Origin of the sequence: Rouxiella sp. WC2420 (assembly GCF_041200025.1) — a bacterium.
GTDB lineage: Bacteria > Pseudomonadota > Gammaproteobacteria > Enterobacterales > Enterobacteriaceae > Rouxiella.
This window is the reverse complement of record NZ_CP165628.1, coordinates 4,713,992-4,732,987: the sequence shown is the minus strand read 5'-3', so window position 1 is coordinate 4,732,987 and position 18,996 is coordinate 4,713,992. Positions and strand designations below refer to the sequence as shown.

The following is an 18,996-nucleotide window of genomic DNA, read 5'->3' as shown; positions in this document are numbered from 1 at the left end:
AAGCCCATATTCAAAACCATTGGGAGAGACAACGGCTGAACGCCGCCTACTGGCACAGGGTTCGGTGAAGCATCGAATCGCGGTGTGTTGTCGTTTTTCATGTCAGTCTCCCGGCAAATTGTGGCGCATTATACGCGCACGAATTCTGCCTGCAAGAGGGTAACTTCACCTTTTTGCTTTGCGAGGTCTGCCTGTGAGCAATCGGTTGGCATCGGACCTTTTCAGCGAGATGTAAATCTTTTTCCGCCAACGACGCAGCCTGCCCAAACGTTCAGGAGCTTTGAGTTTGTGCTCGATCCATACCACTTGCCACGGCTGCAGGCGCATCTGGCCGTTAAACGGTTCACCGCTTATTAGATCCTTGCCGTCAACTGCCAGCTTGAAAGGCTGCGACTGACTACTGATGTTGAAGATACAGCTGATGCGGTTCTCTGATTTTGGATCATAGCGTTCAAGCGCAAACAGCTTATTGCCAAGCTCCAGGATCTTCTGTCCGGCCTGTGGCGAGAAAGCAGGGCGGTTGCGGCGGATATCGATCAGTTTTTTAAGGCCATAGAATACTGCCGATCGCAGCGATCCCTTGGTCGCCAGATCTTTTTCGACATCCTCAAGTTTGAGCTTTTTGCGGTTTATCCGTCGGCTCAGGCCAGACTGGTGCATGCCATCCAGATCGTTCTCACTGCCCAGCAGACTGTGAATATAAATCGCCGGAACGCCCATAACTGACAGCAACAGTGACTGCGCCGCCAGAAACTTGCGCGCCTTCATTTCGACACTATCATCAATTTCAGTGATGGCGCTGAGGTAATTAATATTCAGCTCATACGGCGAGTGAGTTCCGTCACCGTTGTCTTTATAGGAAACTCGACCTTCTTTGCGCTGCGTTTCCTGCGCCAGATATTTACGCTCGTCGTCGTCGAGAAAGGTCTCAGTCGGGCGCAGGCCAATACCATCGTGGCTGGAGAGAAAATTAAAATAGGTGGTTTTCGGATAGTGCGCCTCGGCGTTTAAACCCTGCGCCCATTTGGTCAGCGTGGTGGTGTCTTCACGCAGGAAAGCGTGCAGCGTCAGCGGCGGTAGCGCGAACTGATACACCATGTGTGCCTCGTCGCCCTCGCCAAAATAGCTGATATTTTCATGATGCGGCACGTTGGTTTCAGTGATGATGCGGGTGCCGGGGATCACCTCGTCGAGAATAGTGCGCCACAGCTTGATGATATTGTGAGCCTGAGGACGGTGAATACAGGTGGTACCCATTTCTTTCCAGATGTAGCCAATCGCATCCAGACGAATCGACTGCCCGCCGCTGGCAGCGTATTGCAGGATCACGTCAATGCTTTCCAGCAAAACCTGAGGATTCTTGAAATTAATATCAATCTGATCTTCGCTGAAGGTGGTCCAGAGATACAGCTCTTTGCCATCGGCCTTGATAAACGGCGTCAGCAGCGGCGAGGCCCGGGGGCGCACCACACGGCTGTAATCCAGCTCGGGATTGGACTCGATAAAATAGTCGCGAAAGTAAGGCTCGTCGTTGATATAGCCTTTCATCCAGTCGCTGGATCGCGAGATGTGATTAATCACGCAGTCGAACATCATGTTGAAGTTGGCGGAAAGATGGTGAATATCGCTCCAACCGCCGAGATGTTCGTCGATGCGGCGATAGTCGATGACGCTGAATCCATCGTCGGAACTGTAAGGGTACATCGGCAGAATATGAATATCGCTGATGGCGTCTTTGAGGTGCTTGCTGGCAAAATCGTTGAGCGTCGCGAGAGGAGGGCGCTGGCCTTCAGAGAGGGTATCACCGTAGGTAATCAGGTAAATGTTAGTGCCATCAACCCACTGGTCAGAGCGGTGTGCACCGTAATTCCATTTCTCACCGAGATGCAGAATTTTTTTAATCAGATCGCCAATGTGTTCTTTGGGATAAACCCTGCTCAGCAGACTTTCCAGACGAAGCACGAACTCGGGATTCACAGCACCCATAACGGTTCCCTTATCTATTCACATTGTGAAAGATTAGTCGATAAAAGGCTTGGCTGAGGCATAAAGAAGGCTAGAAAGTGCAACAATGCATGAGGATAGGACGAGGAAAAGGCAGCCCACCAAGGTCTGGCGGGCTGTATTGATCAATTAGTGCTTACAGGCTGCCGAGGGTGGCAACCATAACCGCTTTAATGGTGTGCATGCGATTTTCAGCCTGGTCGAATACTACGCTGTGCGCCGATTCAAACACTTCGTTCGACACTTCCATGCCACCCGGCAAATTGTATTCTTCAGCCATCTGACGGCCCAATGTGGTTTGGTCATCATGGAAAGCCGGCAGGCAGTGCAGGAACTTGACCTGAGGATTGCCTGTTTTGGCAATCATTGCCATATTCACCTGATAAGCACGTAGCAGATTAATGCGCTCTTTCCATACTTCCTTCGGCTCGCCCATTGAGACCCAAACGTCGGTATAAAGGAAGTCGGCGCCTTTAACGCCAACGTCGATATCATCGGTCAAGGTAATGTTGCCGCCGTTCTCCTGCGCCAGATGTTTGCAGTTTTCAACCAGCTCGGCATCCGGCCAGCAGGCAGCAGGTGCAACTAAACGCAGATCCAACCCGCACAGCGCCGCCGCTTCAAGCAGCGTGTTACCCATGTTATTGCGCGCATCGCCAAGATAGGCGAGCGACATCTGCGACAATTCTTTCCCCGGCAGCTGTTCCTGCATGGTCAGCAGATCGGCCAAAAGTTGGGTAGGATGAAACTCATTGGTCAGCCCGTTCCAGACGGGCACTCCGGCGTATTCAGCCAATGTCTCGACGTTTTCCTGACCAAAGCCGCGATACTGGATGCCATCGTACATTCTGCCCAGCACTCGCGCAGTGTCCTTCATCGACTCTTTATGGCCAATCTGGCTACCGCTCGGGCCGAGGTAAGTAACTTGTGCTCCCTGATCGTAAGCGGCAACTTCGAAAGAGCATCGGGTACGAGTTGAGTCTTTTTCGAAGATGAGCGCAATATTCTTGCCTTGCAGATAACGTTTTTCGCTGCCGTTTTTCTTGGCAGTTTTCAAATCAGCCGACAGTTTCAGCAGGGTTGCGATTTCTGACGGGGTAAAATCCAGCAGCCTTAGAAAATGGCGTTTGCTTAACAGACTCATGTGCCTATCTCCGAAACATTTATAATGAATTAAAATTCAATTTATATGTATGAATATGCAATTACAACCCCAAAGTAAAAACTTTATCGTTTATGTTGGAGGCAAGCCGTCTGCTGTGTGAAAATAGCGTCTAAACGTCACATTGATTGAGGACTGAGGCATGGCAAACCGTGAATTGCTAGACGAACAACGTAATGAGACCCGCTTAATCATCGAAGAGCTGTTGGAAGACGGCAGCGATCCTGACGCGCTTTACACTATTGAGCATCATTTCTCTTCCGAGAAATTCGAAGTTTTAGAGCGAGCAGCGGTAGAAGCCTTCAAACTGGGCTATGAAGTGACTGATGCCGAAGAGCTGGAAATTGAAGATGGCTCCGTGGTGATGTGCTGTGATGTGATTAGCGAAGTTGCGCTGAATGCTGAACTGATCGACACCCAGGTTGAGCAGCTGGTGGCGCTGGCTGAAGCTAACGGCGTCAACTATGACGGCTGGGGCACCTATTTTGAAGATCCGAACGGCGAAGACGGCGACGAAGAAGAATTCGACGAAGAAGATGAAGAAGAAGACGAGCACGTTGCCCCTAAAAACGTGATCGACAAAGATGACGACGGCAAACGCCACTAATAGTCATGTAAATGTAAAAAAGCCGACTTAGTCGGCTTTTTTATTGCATAAACATCGCGTTAAAGAGTTTTCAGCATTGTGACTTCACAGTCGACGTGGCCGGTGCTGCCCATCGCGCCGTTGATATGTTCGAAGCCAAGATGCTCGTAAAGCGCAATCGCTTGAGTCAGGCTGGCGGTAGTTTCAAGATAACACCGTTTGAAGCCCTGCTCTTTGGCGTGAGCCATCACCTGAATCGCCAGGCGTTTGGCCAGCCCTTTACCGCGCAGGCTCGGCATAAAATACATCTTCTGCAATTCGCATACGTCGTCATCAGCGCCGATTAGTGCGGAAACACCGCCGCCTCCGGCTATCTGCCCGTCAAGCTCGACGACCCAATAGGCGCTGCGCGGCTGGCTGTACATTTCGCACAAGGTATCCAGATTGGGATCGGCCACGGTATAGCCTTTATCGGCAGTTAAACCAAATTCTGCAGACACGGCGCGGATCACCCTTGCGATTTCGGCATTGTCATCGCAAGTGATGCGGCGCACCACGACGTTCTGTTGTGTTTTCACGGCTGTAGTCATAATTGCTCTTATACCCATTATTTTTGAAGCCACTGCTGCGTTATTCGACCCAGTCACTTATTTCAGTAAGCTTTTGGGAACTCATTCACTTGCCGCCTTGCCGTGATTCCAATGACTTAGGTTTAATATTGTTGAAGTGGTTAGCTATTTTTTATTCGTATTTAATACCGCGTGCAGGCGATTTTTGCAATTCCAAAAAAAACGGCGGAGCTTTTCGCCCCACCGTTTTTAAAGATTGCCGTATCAGCGAAGATTACAGAGCAGCGATAGTAACCTGCTGTTCTTGAATCTTAACTTTGGCTTCGGCAAATGCTTGCAGTCTTTCGCGTTCTTTAGCAACTACGGCTTCAGGAGCGCGAGCCACAAAACCTTCGTTGGAAAGCTTGGCTTCGATACGTTCAACTTCTGCGTCAAGTTTGGCGATCTCTTTGTTCAAACGTTCCAGTTCTGCTTCCTTATCGACCAGACCGGCCATCGGGATCAGCAGTTCTGCACCCTCAACCAGTTTGGTCACAGAAACTGGACCTTTATCGCCCGCAACCAGCACGGTGATTGACTCCAGACGCGCCAGTGATTTGATAAAGCTCAGGTTCTGCTCGACGCGACGCTGTGCATCGGCGCTTGCGCCACGCAGCAACAGCTCGAGAGGTTTGCCCGGTGCGATATTCATTTCAGCACGCACGTTACGGATAGCGATGATCGCCTGCTTGATCCATTCGAGATCGACCAGCGCGGCCTCATCGGCTTTATCCGCCGAGTATTCCGGGAAAGGTTGCAGCATGATTGTGTCAGCTGTGATGCCTTTCAGCGGTTTCACGCTCTGCCAGATGGTTTCGGTAATGAATGGAATAATCGGGTGCGCCAGGCGTAGCAGGCCTTCCAACACTTCTACCAGCGTATGGCGAGTGCCGCGAAGCTGAGCTTCGGTGCCGTTATTCATAACTGGCTTGGTCAGTTCCAGATACCAGTCGCAGAACTGGTTCCAAGTGAATTCATATAGAATGCTGGCCGCCAGGTCGAAGCGGTAGCCGTCCAATGCTTCACGGTAAGCTTTTACGGTACGGTTATATTCTGCCAGGATCCAGCGGTCAGCCAGAGACAGTTGCAGCTCGCCGGCGCTCAGACCACAGTCTTGATCTTCAGTGTTCATCAGCACGAAACGGCTGGCATTCCACAGCTTGTTACAGAAGTTGCGGTAGCCTTCAAGACGCTTCATGTCCCAGTTGATGTCACGGCCCGTCGAGGCAAGCGCCGCCAGGGTAAAGCGCAGGGCGTCGGTGCCGTGCGGTTCAATACCGTTCGGGAACTGCTTTTCGGTGCGCTTGCGGATTTTTTCCGCCAGCTGCGGCTGCATCATGTTACCGGTGCGTTTCTCCAGCAAATCTTCCAGCGAGATACCGTCGATCATGTCCAGTGGATCGATAACGTTACCTTTCGACTTGGACATTTTTTGCCCTTCGTCATCGCGGATCAGGCCGGTCATATAAACAGTGTTAAACGGAACCTGTGGCTTGCCGTTTTCGTCTTTCACGAAATGCATGGTCATCATGATCATGCGGGCGATCCAGAAGAAGATAATGTCAAAGCCGCTGACCACAACGCTTGAAGGATGGAAAGCTTTCAGGTCTGGCGTTTCGTTTGGCCAGCCCAGCGTCGAGAAGGTCCACAGGCCAGAAGAGAACCAGGTGTCCAGCACGTCTTCGTCCTGGCTCAGAACAACGTCTGCGCCCAGGTTGTTTTCGCTGCGCACTTCTTCTTCGTCACGACCGACGTAAACTTTGCCTTCAGCGTCGTACCAGGCCGGGATACGGTGACCCCACCACAGCTGACGAGAAATACACCAGTCCTGAATGTCGCGCATCCAGCTGAAGTACATGTTTTCATACTGTTTTGGTACAAAGTTGATCTCGCCTTGCTCGACCGCTTCAACGGCAACTTTTGCCAGCGGAGCAGTACGCACGTACCACTGGTCGGTTAGCATTGGCTCGATAACTACGCCGCCACGGTCGCCATAGGGAATGGTTAAATCATGAGGCTTGATGTCTTCCAGCAGGCCCAATTCTTCGAAGGCGGCAACGATGGCTTTACGCGCTGCGAAGCGCTCCAGGCCACGGAACTGCTCGGGAATTTCATTGCTGCACGCGTCGCTTTCTTCGCCTTTGGTGTCGAACACCTCGGCGGTCTGGCGGATATCGCCGTCGAAAGTCAGAATGTTGATCATCGGCAGGCCGTGACGTTTACCGACTTCATAGTCGTTAAAGTCGTGGGCTGGGGTGATTTTCACACAGCCGGTGCCTTTATCCATATCGGCGTGTTCGTCGCCAAGAACAGGAATGCGGCGGCCTACCAATGGCAGGATAACTTCTTTACCGATCAGATCTTTATAACGCGGATCTTCTGGATTAACGGCAACACCGGCATCGCCCAGCTCGGTTTCGGGACGGGTGGTCGCAACCACCAGATAGTCTTTACCGTCAGCGGTTTTCACGCCGTCAGCCAGCGGATAGCGCAGGTGCCAGATGGAACCTTTGGATTCACGGTTTTCAACTTCGAGGTCGGAAATCGCAGTACGCAGTTTCGGATCCCAGTTCACCAGGCGCTTGCCGCGGTAAATCAGGTCTTCTTTGTACAGTCGAACAAACACTTCACGAACGGCGTTTGACAGGCCTTCGTCCATGGTGAAGCGCTCGCGCTCCCAGTCCACGGAATCGCCCAGACGGCGCATCTGGCGGGTAATAGTGCCGCCCGATTCTGATTTCCATTCCCAGATTTTGTCGATAAAGGCTTCGCGACCGTAGTCTTTGCGAGTCTTGCCTTCTTCAGCAGCAATTTTGCGCTCTACTACCATCTGAGTAGCAATACCGGCATGGTCGGTTCCCGCCTGCCACAGGGTGTTTTTACCCTGCATGCGCTGATAGCGGATCATGGCGTCCATGATGGTTTGCTGGAAAGCGTGACCCATATGCAAGCTACCGGTAACGTTCGGCGGCGGGATCATGATGCAGAAGCTTTCCTTACTGGTATCACCGTTAGGCTTGAAATAGCCCTGTTCTTCCCAGTGCTCGTAAAGCGGTTGCTCGATATCTTGCGGGTTATATGTCTTATCCATTTCGCTTCGTTAGTCTGTAGTCGTTGTATTGACGTCCGGCGGTGTCGCCGTGGTCAAATTGAAGCCGACGCTGCGATAGGCTTTGTAGCGTTCGCGCGCCAGCTGCTTTAAAGAATCTTCGTAAGGAACGAAGTCTACCACTTCATGGAAAGCGGTGGCAAAATCTGCAAATTGCCCAAGCAGGCTGATCAGCAAATCTCGCGGCGCATTTCCGCGTTTTCCGGGCCAGCATAGCTCGACGGGGGCTCCGAATCTCGGGCCTTCTCCTGCCAGATTATGCGGCACAAACTGCTCGGCATCACGTTTCCACAGCGCTTCATCAAGACGTTCGGCCTGCTTTTGGTCTTCACAGGCGATCAGCACGCGCTGACCTGCGCGATAACGCCGGGCAGCAATCTGGCAAGCCAGATCTTCATGGCCGCTCAGCTCGCCGTCGACGTCGGGTGAGTTAAGTAGAAAAAATGTAGCCTGTTTCATGAGTGTCTTCCTGACGCCATCCCCCGCAACGCAATGCGCGAGGGAGGCGTTTACATCAATTGGCGATTAATCGTCGCCGTTGAGACCAGCACGGTTCAACAGGAATTGCGACAACAGCGAAACGGGACGACCCGTTGCACCTTTGTTTTTTCCTGAACGCCATGCGGTACCGGCGATGTCCAGATGCGCCCAGTTATACTTCTCGGCAAAGTGTGACAGGAATACGCCAGCAGTGATAGCACCACCCGGACGGCCACCGATGTTTGCCATATCGGCAAAATTCGATTGCAACTGCTCGTCGTACTCGTCGCCCATCGGCAGACGCCATGCGCGGTCACCGGCCTGTTCAGAAGCGGTGATCAGCTCATGCGCCAGCGGATTGTGGTTCGACAACAAACCGGTGATGTGGTGACCCAGCGCAATCACGCAGGCACCCGTCAGGGTGGCGACATCAATAACCAGTTCCGGATCGAAACGCTCGACGTAGGTCAGCGCATCGCACAATACCAGACGGCCTTCGGCATCGGTGTTGAGCACTTCAACGGTTTTGCCGGACATCGTCGTCAGAATGTCGCCCGGACGGAACGCGCGACTGCCCGGCATGTTTTCACAACCGGCCAGAACGCCGACCACGTTAAGTGGCAACTTCAACTCGGCCACGACACGCATGACGCCGTAAACCGTTGCCGCGCCACACATGTCGTACTTCATTTCGTCCATGTCGGCGGCTGGCTTGATGGAGATACCGCCGGAATCAAAGGTCAGGCCCTTGCCAACCAACACAATCGGCTTGGCGTCGGCATTTGGATTACCTTTATATTCCATCACTGACATCAGTGATTCGTTTTGCGAACCCTGACCCACTGCCAGATAGGCATTCATTCCCAGCTCTTTCATCTGCTGTTCGCCGATGACGCGAGTCGTGATGTTGCTGCTAAAAGCATCGGCAAGCTGGCGAGCCTGCGAGGCAAGATAGGCTGCGTTACAGATATTTGGCGGCATATTGCCAAGATCTTTCGCGGCCTTCACCCCGTAAGAAATCGCCAGGCCGTGAGCTATTGCGCGGTCACCGCTATTTAGCTCGCGACGCGTCGGCACGTTAAATACCATTTTACGTAACGGGCGACGTGGCTCGACCTTATTCGTTTTCAGCTGGTCGAAGGTATAAAGTGACTCTTTCGAGGTCTCTACGGCCTGACGCACTTTCCAATAAGTATTACGTCCCTTGACGTGAAGTTCGGTGAGGAAGCAAACCGCCTCCATCGAACCGGTTTCGTTCAGGGCGTTAATCGTTTTCTGGATGACTTGCTTGTATTGGCGCTCGTCGAGTTCGCGTTCTTTCCCGCAGCCTACCAAAAGGATGCGCTCGGACAGAATGTTTGGAACATGGTGCAGGAACAGGGTTTGCCCTACTTTTCCTTCCAGTTCACCGCGGCGGAGCAGGGCGCTGATATATCCATTGCTGATCTTGTCGAGCTGTTCAGCCATAGGGGATAGGCGGCGAGGTTCAAATACGCCGACTACAATACAGGCACTGCGCTGTTTTTCCGGGCTACCGCTTTTTACACTGAACTCCATGCACTCTCCTGAATCTTAAAGACAAAGGCGGGGGGTACGGATAGAATGGGGCGTCCGTTACACTCTCCCGTCATTGATGTAATGACCTGTGTTAACCTATACGGCATAGAAATTTATTTTTGGCGGCTATAAGCATCTTCCTATAGGTCACCCAAATTTACGGTGTTGTAATACTATTTTAGCTGTGAAGGTTGCCATATGATGAGAAAAAATGACGGATTAGCGATGAAACTATCGATTTTCCTGCAAAAAGACAAGTTTTCACAGGCGTATTCAGCGTGATCATCATTAGATATCTGGTTAGGGAAACCTTCAAGAGCCAATTTGCGATCCTGTTTATTCTGTTACTAATCTTCTTCTGTCAGAAGCTAGTCAGGATACTGGGCGCGGCAGTCGATGGCGATATCCCAACAAATTTAGTCATTCAGCTGCTTGGTTTAGGCATTCCTGATATGGCTCAACTCATCCTGCCGTTAAGTCTTTTCCTGGGGCTGTTGATGACCCTGGGTAAACTCTATACTGACAGCGAAATCACCGTTATGCACGCCTGTGGCCTAGGAAAAAGGTCATTAATCGTTGCTGCCATGTCTCTGGCGCTGTTTACCTCTGTTTTCGCCGGTATCAATGCTTTTTGGGTCGGTCCCTGGTCCTCCAAGCATCAGGATCAGGTCATGGCTGATGCCAAGGCAAATCCCGGTATGGCGGCTATGGTCGCGGGACAATTTACGCCTTCACAGGATGGCGGTTCAGTGCTGTTTGTCGGTAACGTGCGCGGCAAAGAATTCCATAACGTTTTCCTGGCGCAGCTCAGGCCTAACGGCAATCAGCGTCCATCCGTGGTAGTAGCCGAGAAAGGCCATATGGATCAACGTCCGGATGGTTCCCAGCAGGTTACTCTGGATACCGGTACTCGCTACGAAGGTACCGCATTGCTACGTGACTTCCGCATTACCGATTTTACCGATTATCTGGCGGTTATTGGCCATCGTACGGTTGAGCTTGATGCCAGCGACGTTGAGCAAATGAGCATGACGTCACTGTGGAATTCCAAAGCCAAAGAGGCTAGCGCGGAATTGAACTGGCGTATTACGCTGGTAGTTTCCGTGTTCTTGATGGCGCTGATGGTAGTACCGCTTTCGGTGGTCAATCCTCGACAGGGGCGTGTACTGAGCATGCTTCCTGCGATCTTCCTTTACCTGGTTTTCTTCCTGTTACAGAGCTCGCTGAGATCGAACGGTGAGAAAGGTAAACTTGATCCTATGTTCTGGATGTGGGCAACCAATCTGGTTTATTTCGCCCTGGCGGTGATACTCAATATGTGGGACACGCTTCCCCTGCGCAGACTACGTGCACGTTTAAGAGGAGCGGCCTGATGTTTGGCGTATTAGATCGTTATATCGGTCGAACGATTTTTAATACCATCATGATGACGCTGTTCATGCTGGTTTCCCTTTCCGGGATTATCAAGTTCGTCGACCAGCTGCGTAAAGTCGGGCAGGGGAGTTATTCTGCATTGGACGCCGGAATTTTTACCATTCTCAGCGTGCCGACCGATATTGAAGTGTTTTTCCCGATGGCTGCGCTGCTTGGGGCTCTGCTGGGACTGGGCGCGCTGGCAACTCGCAGTGAGCTGGTGGTTATGCAGGCTTCCGGTTTTACCCGTATGCAGGTGGCATCTGCGGTCATGAAAACGGCTATCCCATTGGTATTGCTGACTATGGCGATCGGCGAATGGGTATCACCAGTGGGCGACCAAATGGCGCGTAACTACCGTGCGCAGCAGCTGTTCGGCGGTTCGCTGGTATCAACGCAAAACGGTCTGTGGGCGAAAGATGGCCCCGATTTTATCTTTATCGAACACGTGGTCGGTGATAACCAAATCAGCGGCGTTAACATCTATCACTTTGATGATAATCATAAACTGCTGTCAGTGCGCTACGCGACCTCGGCGCAGTATGAGAATGGCAGCTGGCAGCTTTCTCAGGTTGATGAATCAGTGCTGGGAAGTCCAACCCGTATAACCGGTTCGCAGACGCTAAACGGCGTATGGAAGACAAACCTGACGCCCGACAAGCTAGGCGTGGTGGCGTTGGATCCGGATTCCCTGTCGATCAGCGGCCTGTATAACTACGTTAAGTACCTCAAACAAACCGGGCAGGAAGCCAAACGTTATCAGCTGAATATGTGGCGTAAAATCTTTGCGCCATTGTCCGTGGCGGTAATGATGCTTATGGCGCTGTCATTCATCTTCGGACCGCTGCGTAGCGTGCCGATGGGGGTTCGTGTGTTGACCGGTATCTGCTTTGGGTTCCTGTTCTATGTACTTGATCAGATTTTTGGTCCGCTCAGTTTGGTCTACAATATTCCGCCATTACTCGGTGCTGTATTGCCAAGCGGCCTGTTCTTTGTGATTAGTACCTATCTGCTGTTAAAACGTAATTAGTTTAGTTGATGATGGCTATTAAAAAGCAGCTCGGTTGAGCTGCTTTTTTGCTATATAACGCCTGAACAACTGAAGTTATATTTCGTTGTTGCGAACCAGAGAGGCGACCAGATCGTTCACGCCATCGCTCATGTTTTTAAACTTGGTTAACTGAGAACGGGTCACCACGACAAACACGGCCACACCACGCTGCGGCACCATGGCCATGTAAGTGATAAAGCCGCCGCCGCCGCCAGTCTTCTCAATAATACGTGGCCAAAGCGGCGACGGTGCCATGGTTATCCACGCCATGCCTAATTCATAGGCCGGACCAGGCACGTCCATGCCCTTCAACGCCGCCAGATCGGTACGGCGATAATACATCTTCTGAGCCAGCGCCGCGGTCGCACTCTGCTTGCCATTTGCCAATGGCATAAACTGCTCCATCCATCGGCCCATATCGGCCGGGGTCGAATAGACTCCGCCGCTGCCCGTTGCTGCCGTAGTATTCACGCAAGGGCTTGGATGCATGCCCTCCATCAGACGCGAGCACTGGGCTGGAGTGGGTGTATAGGTAGTGTCAACCATGCCATTCGGTTGGGTGATCAGCTCGCGGAACAGCTGAGTGTAAGGTTTGTGAGCCGCATCGGACAATGCATCCGACAGCAGGTCAAAGCCCAGATTCGAGTAGGAAGCCTCTGCACCCGGCGGGACTTTCAGCTTGGCGGACTGCAACCAGTTCCAGCGTTCAACGCGATTCGGCCAGGTGAACACTGGGCGATGCGGTGCACCACCCGGCTGCTCGCGCGGTAGGCCGCTGGTATGGGTGGCCAAACTCAGCAAAGTGATAGGCATGGTCGCGCTGTAATAAGGCACAAACGCGCCGGCAGGGGCGTATTTGTGCAGCGGATCGGTGATCTTCACCGTGCCCTGTTCTGCCATTTTGACCAATACTTCACTGGTCATCAGCTTGCTGAGAGAGGCAATACGGATCAGCGAGTTTTCACGGGGCCGAATACCCGATCCCGCCTTTGTTTCACCAAAGCTGCGAAAGACCTGTTGCTTGTTATCGACGACCACCAGGGCCATGCCCATAGCGCCGCTGTTAAAGAAAATATGTTCTGCGTGGTCATCGACCACCTGAGAAGCCAGACGTTGGGTCTGAGCCTGACTCAGCATTGGCATGCTGGCAAAGGCCATAGCTAACAGCGAAAGGGTGAATTTTTTCAACGAACGCGTATCCATTCTTAAATGGTGAAAGGGAAGAATGAATTTATCTTAATGTGATAAACGCAGAACCGCATGAGGAATTCGCCGCATGTAGGAAAAATTTACAGTATTAATGGGGTGTTAGGATTTCGGGGTGATCTTAAATCCATTCATCCTGCTTTGACCGCATCTTTCATTAGGCTTGATAGGTGAAGCCGTCGCGGAGTTTGCTTCGCGTACACCGATGCTGCAAACGCAGTGATTCTTTGGGGCGAGTCCAGGGGGCAAAAGTAAGTAGAATGAAGATGAAATTTGTCGAAATATCAAACGGTCGGTGGATTAATGCCGGTTTTTTCAGCACTTAGCATCAGAATGCATGGATTACTATTGCGTAGGTGTGTTGGAAAGGTATAATGCACCCGTTTTCCGCATACTACTTGCAGTGCCGAAGTGGCGAAATCGGTAGACGCAGTTGATTCAAAATCAACCGCCGCAAGGCGTGCCGGTTCGATTCCGGCCTTCGGCACCATTAGTAAGTATGAGAATCAAGTCACCTACGGGTGGCTTTTTTTTTGGAGAAAATTTGGGTTCAATGAGATGATTGCCTGACAAAATCTTCTAAAAACCTATCACTTCTTCACGAGAAGGGCTCATCGTTAGTACCTCGCGTTCAACAACTCACTGAAATAGAGTAAAGATATAGACACGATTCAGAGAAAGTCAGCAACCATTAATCCATAGCGGTTCAGCAACTGCCTGAACTGGTTATCCAACTGCGCCAACCTTTGCGGGGTTATCTCCTTGTTTGCCTGCTTGTCCTCGTCAAGTTTACGTAACGACTCTTCGACCGGGATTGCACGGTTTAATGCCTGCTGGATGGCAAATACAGACGTTTTGAGCTGCGAAACGGTCATGTAATGCCCGCGTTCTTCGTCTAGCTCGTTAAGTTTATCCGCCAACTTTTGCAGTTGTAGATTGGCAGAATGCCAGCCTGGAAGATTTTCAGTGGGTATGGCATTGGCCTTCAGTTGTTGAGTCCAATCCTTGATTAGCGATAGAGCCTCAGGATCTTCCGGCCATAGGACTTTCACCTGATGCACCAGTTTATTCGCTCTGTCTTGCGGCCACAGGGGTGACAGGTCGGCAAGATAATTGATGTGTTTCCTGGTAATGGCGATCAACTCAGGGCCTTGCTTTTTGAGCATCCCGACATTATTGATCCTCATACTTTCAAGGGATTGCGGGTTTAATGGGGCTGGCAATGCCTGTAGAGTGGCCAATACCTGCTCTTCTGCCGATGAATGAAAAAATACCTTGGCCCCCGCAGTAATCGCACCGAAAAACGTCACTGTAAATATTATGCCCGCAACAAATCCCCACCACTGAAGTAGAGGTTTAGCCGTAGGTTCAGGAGAGATAATAATGACAGGTGCTTCGGTAGCTGTCTGAGGCATATATATCCACGGTTGGCCGTGGTCTTCTACCTCTCCTTTCTTCGCAACGGCTTGCAGCACTGCCGGGACTGCCGGGTCAGCGTGATTATTCTCCAGCCGCATTGCCGCGTTGTGAAGATAGGCACTCACTTCACCGAGCTGACTGACGTTTTTCAGTTCAAGGCGTTGCAGAATGTCGCACAGCGAATTAAGCAGCTTTTCTGCATGATAAACCTGCGGCAAATCGTGATATTCCAGTCGAATACTTCGAAATCGCTGCTGTAGGCGTTGGCTAAGACTACTCAGAATTTCCACGCGTGCATGCACGGCCAATGGCCACAGTCCAGCCCACTGTCGCGAGAGCAACGCTTCTATAATCCCAAGCCCTTCACAAAGCCCTGATAAACCTGTGAGATGCATTCGAGCCTGGGTAAACCAGGAAGCGGTTTGCAGTTCGATCCCGTTTTGCTGGAAAAGGCTGAGACTTAGCCGTTCTATTTTTTTCCAGTTAACGTCGGGGCGCGCCGGGTGTGTCAACTTGCTCAACTCTTGGTGCAAGGCGGCGTAATCAGCAAGCGTGCGCGGGTCTCCCCCGGTCCGTAACTGGCGGTTATTAGACATGTAGAATCCCTGAATTTAGGCGTAATGCTGTTTTTTGAGATGCCGGAGAAGTACGCGGCCTTCCGGCATAAAAGTGGTGCCGAACCTGACCAGGCCAAAATCTTTGAGTTCGGCATCAATGCCGTATTCTAAAAAACCCTGCGTGGACTGCGGCAGCAGTACAACATTCAGGCTGTTCAGGCGCGGTTCATATTTCAGCAGTGTGCTGGACAATACTGCCAGCAGTGAATGTGCGGAGCCGGGCATCCCCTGTAGAATTTTGCTCATGTCGGGCAGGCCATAATCAGGTAGATGACTCAGCGTTCCAGCGCGACAGTTAAGCACGCGCTGCATGTTGTCCAGCACAGACAGGATGACCTGATTCTCGTCGCTGACCTGATGAAGCTCGAGTCCGCCAGTAAAATTACCGAACAGTATTTCATAGAGAGAGGGCCGCAGCATTTACCTATCCTTTAAAGGAAGCAGTGCCAGGCTATGATTATTTAGTTCAATTTGGCGAGGCTCGTCAGGGTCTAGATCGTTGCGATTTATCACTATTCGCCAAGTGTTGTTGTTGATGTCCGGTGCCAGAAACAGTGCAGCAACTGCAACATACTGAGCTTCTTTTTCCAGCGGCACGTCAATGCTCACGGCTGTTCCAGGACGAATGCGAAGATCCTTTTCCGCCAGTAAATCGCTTTTTATCGCCTGATTATCTTCGCTAAATAACAATGGGTAATCGGCTCCATCAAACTTTTTACGATCTCTTAATTGATAGATACGCACGATGGTTGCCAGCGGTGCTCCGATTTCATTGTTGTTTGACGCTTCGCGCGCTTTGATATCCAAATGTAGATTATTCACTTGTTTGTAAAAAATAGATCGGGTCATAGCGACCGTTCCCTCGATCACTGTTTGCGTCAGGCCGCATCCGCAAAGAGTCAGTGCTGCAATCAGCATTATTAATGAATTACGAGTTTCACCAGCGATAATCGCCATGTTCTGTAACCTCCCTTGAGTGTGGATTTTCTTGAACTCGCTGGTAGCGGCCCAGATTAATGATCAGCAGTTCATTGCTGGTCTCAGTAGATGGATCGGCACGCAGTGCTCGCATCACCGCAGTTCTGCCTAGAAGGACGCCGGTTGCTCGTGGCTGGCAGGAAACTTGTGCATCGGGCAGCAGTTTTCGCGAAACCATCAGTTCTAAGCGCACATGTAGCCTTGATCCAAGGTATACGGACAGCAGCGCCATCAAATCTGCATGTATTTGCCCGCCGGGCAGCCATTTCCTGACGTCATCGGGGTCAGTGGTTTTTAATTGCAGTAAAACCTGACTGTTTATATCGATGGCATGGCTTCCCATCACTGGATTTAAACTCAGGCTGATTGGATGATTCACGCTTATTGCCAGCGGATTACGCAGCGGTATGCGAAAGCGATCGTGGGCCACCAGACGTGCTTCGGTATTGGGAGCCAGTAGCTGCACCAGCGAAATAATCCCTTCGCGGGTTCGTGTAGGCAGTCGCATCAGGCTGGTCAATGCCAGAAAGCGAGAGACTGGCGTCGCAATATTTTGAGCACAGCCGTCAATTCCCAGCCCACAAAGGCTTAGCAGGTATTTAGACGTTTTATCGGTGCCACCAGGCTCAAAGGTGGCCGGATAAGAGTATTTGCGCCAGATGCGGTAATACTGGGTCGTGAGGCGGTGGTTAAAGATATCCAGAAAATCACTGACCGCCTCATGCCCTTCTCGGCGCTGGGTAATGTCATCGATATAGCGAGTGGGTAATGGCGATTCCACGCCGTATAAACCAATAAAAGTGGTACGAATAGTAGAGGGAATGGGTGTTTGTTCTGATATCTCAAGCGGCTTGAATTCGCTGGCCGGAAATCCCATTCCGGGATGAGGTCTAAAGCGAATCGGATCGTGTCTTATCTGCCAGTGGCTACCCAATGCAGGTGCATCTGGCTGACTTTGTTCAAGTAATTGGCAAAATCGATAAAACTGGGTGTAAGGAAGCTTATCTCTTAACTGCTCGATCAGCCTGGCAGGCGCTGATTGTGGTTCTCTTTCCATCGGATGCATTTCCCATCGGGCTGAACGATTAGCGAGAGTTGATTAAATAAGTGGATGTCTGCGTAGAGAGCAAAAAAGCGATTTAGCATTTCGCCAAACAGGTGAATGTCACCTTCACCAGTAAAACCGTTACTGTCCAACGTTACTTCGATATCAATCCCACGCAGCAGAAAGCCTTTCTCAAAACGTTGGATTTGGTGATGCTGTACTCGTTGAATGGCATCAAGCCGCCGATTATTGAGCTCGTCTCCCTGCCAGTTATAAAGTTCCAGCGTGCCGCGAAGCACTTCGGCGCTGCTCATCAGATTTAGGTAGCTTGAACCAAGATGGCTCAACACTCGCCACTGAAAGTGATCTTCTTTCGGAGGGTAGGCGGGCAAAGAGGGTTTACAGAGATTGCGTACCCGTAACGTTGTTTGCAGCCCCGATTCGCAGCTGTCGAGCAAGGTACTTTGCAGTGCCTTATGCGGCAGCTGGCCGTTAGTCCCGGTGATTCTCAGCGATAAGGCTTCGCGGTCAAACAGCCGATCGGCCTCCCACTGTTGCCCACCGAGGATCAGCCAGGTTTCGTGCATTCCGGTGACTCCCCGTTTGATGCGGGTATGAAAATAACGTACAGGCGCGTGCCGTCTCTGCATGCCGCCTCGGTGACGAAAGCTGGTAAACGGCACATAGCTGGCGTCGGAGGTGCGTTGGGAGCCTACCACCGAATCGACGGAATAAATTTCGGTATTGCCGTCCTGCATACGGCGAGGACGTAGCAGGTACTCACTCTCCAGCCCATTGACAATGAGAGGATCTGCCTCCAGTGAAAACAGGTTGATTACTGGTATGCAATGCAGTTTTAGTGCCTCATCTGTAAGCGGAAGGTCATTTGGCCATTGGCTGCTGAGCACCACTTCAATATCAAAATAGTTTATACCGGCTGGCAGCTTCTCCATTTCTAGCCCGTTGAGGTGCACAAACATAAACTTTTCACGAAAGGTGAAATATTCCAGCAACAGCTGATAACCGCTAAAGGCGCCTTCTCCTTTGGGCCATAGCAAGTCTTCATCGGTAAAACCTCCGGGAGAAAACCAGCCCTCCAGTCTTCGCCGATCGCCCTGATCCGGCAGTCGCAAATACAGCTCTGCCTGACGGCGGGTCAAGGCCAGATGAAGCGCGCTGCTAACTGCCGGCTCACCCGGTAGGTAAAAACAAAGACGATGCAAATCCACCTGCGCCCAATCGGTCTGCGGGCTACAGGCCAGCCGCAAACGTAGCAATGAACGCCCATCGGGTTCAGTGACGATAGCGACCTTTGAGACTGCTAGTGGATTGAGGACCATATTGCGTGTCGTGCGATATTGGCAGATGGTATTTTTCGGACCCACAGGACGGGAATAAACCTCCATTCCCAAAGGAACAATTTCAGCAACTTTCATTGCCAGCAAATCCGGTGTCAGCTCAACAATCGACAGCGATGGAATGGTGCGCAGATAGTGCGGCCATAACATGCTGACCAGCCCCTCTGTAAGTTCTGGCAAATCATCATCAATTTTTTCACGCAGCCGGCCCATGGAGAAGGCGAAGCCTTCAAACAGGCGCTCAACGTAAGGATCGGCGGTTCCGGGTTTATCGAGGTCCAGCATGGCTGCTTTATCAGGGTGACTTTGAGCAAACTCTTTTGCCGCATCGCGCAGGTAGCGCAGTTCGGCCTGGTAATAATGCAGGGTTAAGTCATTCATGGCTTCTTAAGATCGGATAGGG

15 protein-coding genes and 1 tRNA gene are annotated in these 18,996 nt (G+C 51.4%); 4 read left to right on the top strand and 12 right to left on the bottom strand.

Features of this window, described 5'->3' with window-relative positions; all coding sequences use genetic code 11:
• Nucleotides 1-165: 165 nt before the first annotated feature.
• On the bottom strand, nt 166-1,986 hold the full coding sequence (locus tag AB3G37_RS21755; RefSeq protein ID WP_369789069.1) for a sugar phosphorylase: 1,821 nt from the start codon (nt 1,984-1,986) through the stop codon (nt 166-168).
• A gap of 154 nt (nt 1,987-2,140) precedes the next feature.
• On the bottom strand, nt 2,141-3,148 hold the full coding sequence (argF, locus tag AB3G37_RS21750; RefSeq protein WP_369789068.1) for an ornithine carbamoyltransferase: 1,008 nt from the start codon (nt 3,146-3,148) through the stop codon (nt 2,141-2,143).
• A gap of 160 nt (nt 3,149-3,308) precedes the next feature.
• On the opposite strand from argF, the gene rraB reads away from it, so the two are divergent.
• Nucleotides 3,309-3,773 carry a ribonuclease E inhibitor RraB gene (gene rraB, locus AB3G37_RS21745; protein WP_009634817.1) on the top strand — a complete coding sequence of 155 codons (465 nt, stop codon included), beginning with the start codon at nt 3,309-3,311 and terminating at the stop codon, nt 3,771-3,773.
• 59 nt (nt 3,774-3,832) lie between these two features.
• On the opposite strand, the gene AB3G37_RS21740 is transcribed toward rraB, so the two are convergent.
• The 4 genes from AB3G37_RS21740 to pepA all read right to left on the bottom strand — a co-directional run bounded on the left by AB3G37_RS21740 (nt 3,833) and on the right by pepA (nt 9,506).
• Complete coding sequence (locus AB3G37_RS21740; protein ID WP_369789067.1) at nt 3,833-4,342, bottom strand: GNAT family N-acetyltransferase; 510 nt, start codon at nt 4,340-4,342, stop codon at nt 3,833-3,835.
• 253 nt (nt 4,343-4,595) lie between these two features.
• Nucleotides 4,596-7,451 carry a valine--tRNA ligase gene (locus AB3G37_RS21735; protein WP_369789066.1) on the bottom strand — a complete coding sequence of 952 codons (2,856 nt, stop codon included), beginning with the start codon at nt 7,449-7,451 and terminating at the stop codon, nt 4,596-4,598.
• 9 nt (nt 7,452-7,460) lie between these two features.
• Nucleotides 7,461-7,928: a DNA polymerase III subunit chi gene (locus AB3G37_RS21730; RefSeq protein WP_009634814.1), complete on the bottom strand. Its 468-nt coding sequence runs from the start codon at nt 7,926-7,928 to the stop codon at nt 7,461-7,463.
• A 66-nt stretch (nt 7,929-7,994) separates the two neighbouring features.
• Nucleotides 7,995-9,506, bottom strand: a complete 1,512-nt coding sequence (pepA, locus tag AB3G37_RS21725) for a leucyl aminopeptidase (RefSeq protein WP_009634813.1) — start codon at nt 9,504-9,506, stop codon at nt 7,995-7,997.
• Between the two features lie 278 nt (nt 9,507-9,784).
• On the opposite strand from pepA, the gene lptF reads away from it, so the two are divergent.
• Nucleotides 9,785-10,879: an LPS export ABC transporter permease LptF gene (lptF, locus tag AB3G37_RS21720; RefSeq protein ID WP_369789065.1), complete on the top strand. Its 1,095-nt coding sequence runs from the start codon at nt 9,785-9,787 to the stop codon at nt 10,877-10,879.
• A complete protein-coding gene (lptG, locus tag AB3G37_RS21715; protein ID WP_009634811.1) occupies nt 10,879-11,949 on the top strand; it encodes an LPS export ABC transporter permease LptG in 1,071 nt (356 codons plus the stop codon). Before lptF ends, lptG begins: the two co-directional genes overlap by 1 nt.
• Before the next feature lie 75 nt (nt 11,950-12,024).
• Here lptG and ampH read toward each other — a convergent pair whose 3' ends face one another.
• The gene (gene ampH, locus AB3G37_RS21710) at nt 12,025-13,173 is read right to left on the bottom strand and encodes a D-alanyl-D-alanine-carboxypeptidase/endopeptidase AmpH (protein ID WP_037377291.1); all 1,149 of its coding nucleotides are present in this window, start codon (nt 13,171-13,173) and stop codon (nt 12,025-12,027) included.
• 408 nt (nt 13,174-13,581) lie between these two features.
• Between ampH and AB3G37_RS21705 the strand changes: the two genes are divergently transcribed.
• Nucleotides 13,582-13,666 (top strand) — tRNA-Leu (locus AB3G37_RS21705).
• Nucleotides 13,667-13,847: 181 nt separating this feature from the next.
• Here the strand turns inward: AB3G37_RS21705 and AB3G37_RS21700 are convergent.
• The 5 genes from AB3G37_RS21700 to tssF are packed head-to-tail and all read right to left on the bottom strand — an operon-like array spanning nt 13,848 to nt 18,974.
• Complete coding sequence (locus tag AB3G37_RS21700) at nt 13,848-15,191, bottom strand: VasL domain-containing protein (protein ID WP_369789064.1); 1,344 nt, start codon at nt 15,189-15,191, stop codon at nt 13,848-13,850.
• Nucleotides 15,192-15,206: 15 nt separating this feature from the next.
• The gene (gene tssE / locus AB3G37_RS21695; protein WP_369789063.1) at nt 15,207-15,632 is read right to left on the bottom strand and encodes a type VI secretion system baseplate subunit TssE; all 426 of its coding nucleotides are present in this window, start codon (nt 15,630-15,632) and stop codon (nt 15,207-15,209) included.
• Nucleotides 15,633-16,169 (bottom strand): type VI secretion system lipoprotein TssJ, encoded by a 537-nt coding sequence (tssJ, locus tag AB3G37_RS21690; RefSeq protein ID WP_369789062.1) that lies wholly within the window; start codon nt 16,167-16,169, stop codon nt 15,633-15,635.
• A complete protein-coding gene (gene tssG / locus AB3G37_RS21685) occupies nt 16,150-17,247 on the bottom strand; it encodes a type VI secretion system baseplate subunit TssG (RefSeq protein ID WP_369789061.1) in 1,098 nt (365 codons plus the stop codon). Before tssG ends, tssJ begins: the two co-directional genes overlap by 20 nt.
• Nucleotides 17,211-18,974 (bottom strand): type VI secretion system baseplate subunit TssF, encoded by a 1,764-nt coding sequence (gene tssF / locus AB3G37_RS21680; RefSeq protein ID WP_369789060.1) that lies wholly within the window; start codon nt 18,972-18,974, stop codon nt 17,211-17,213. The genes tssG and tssF overlap by 37 nt, the downstream gene beginning before the upstream one ends.
• Nucleotides 18,975-18,996: the final 22 nt, after the last annotated feature.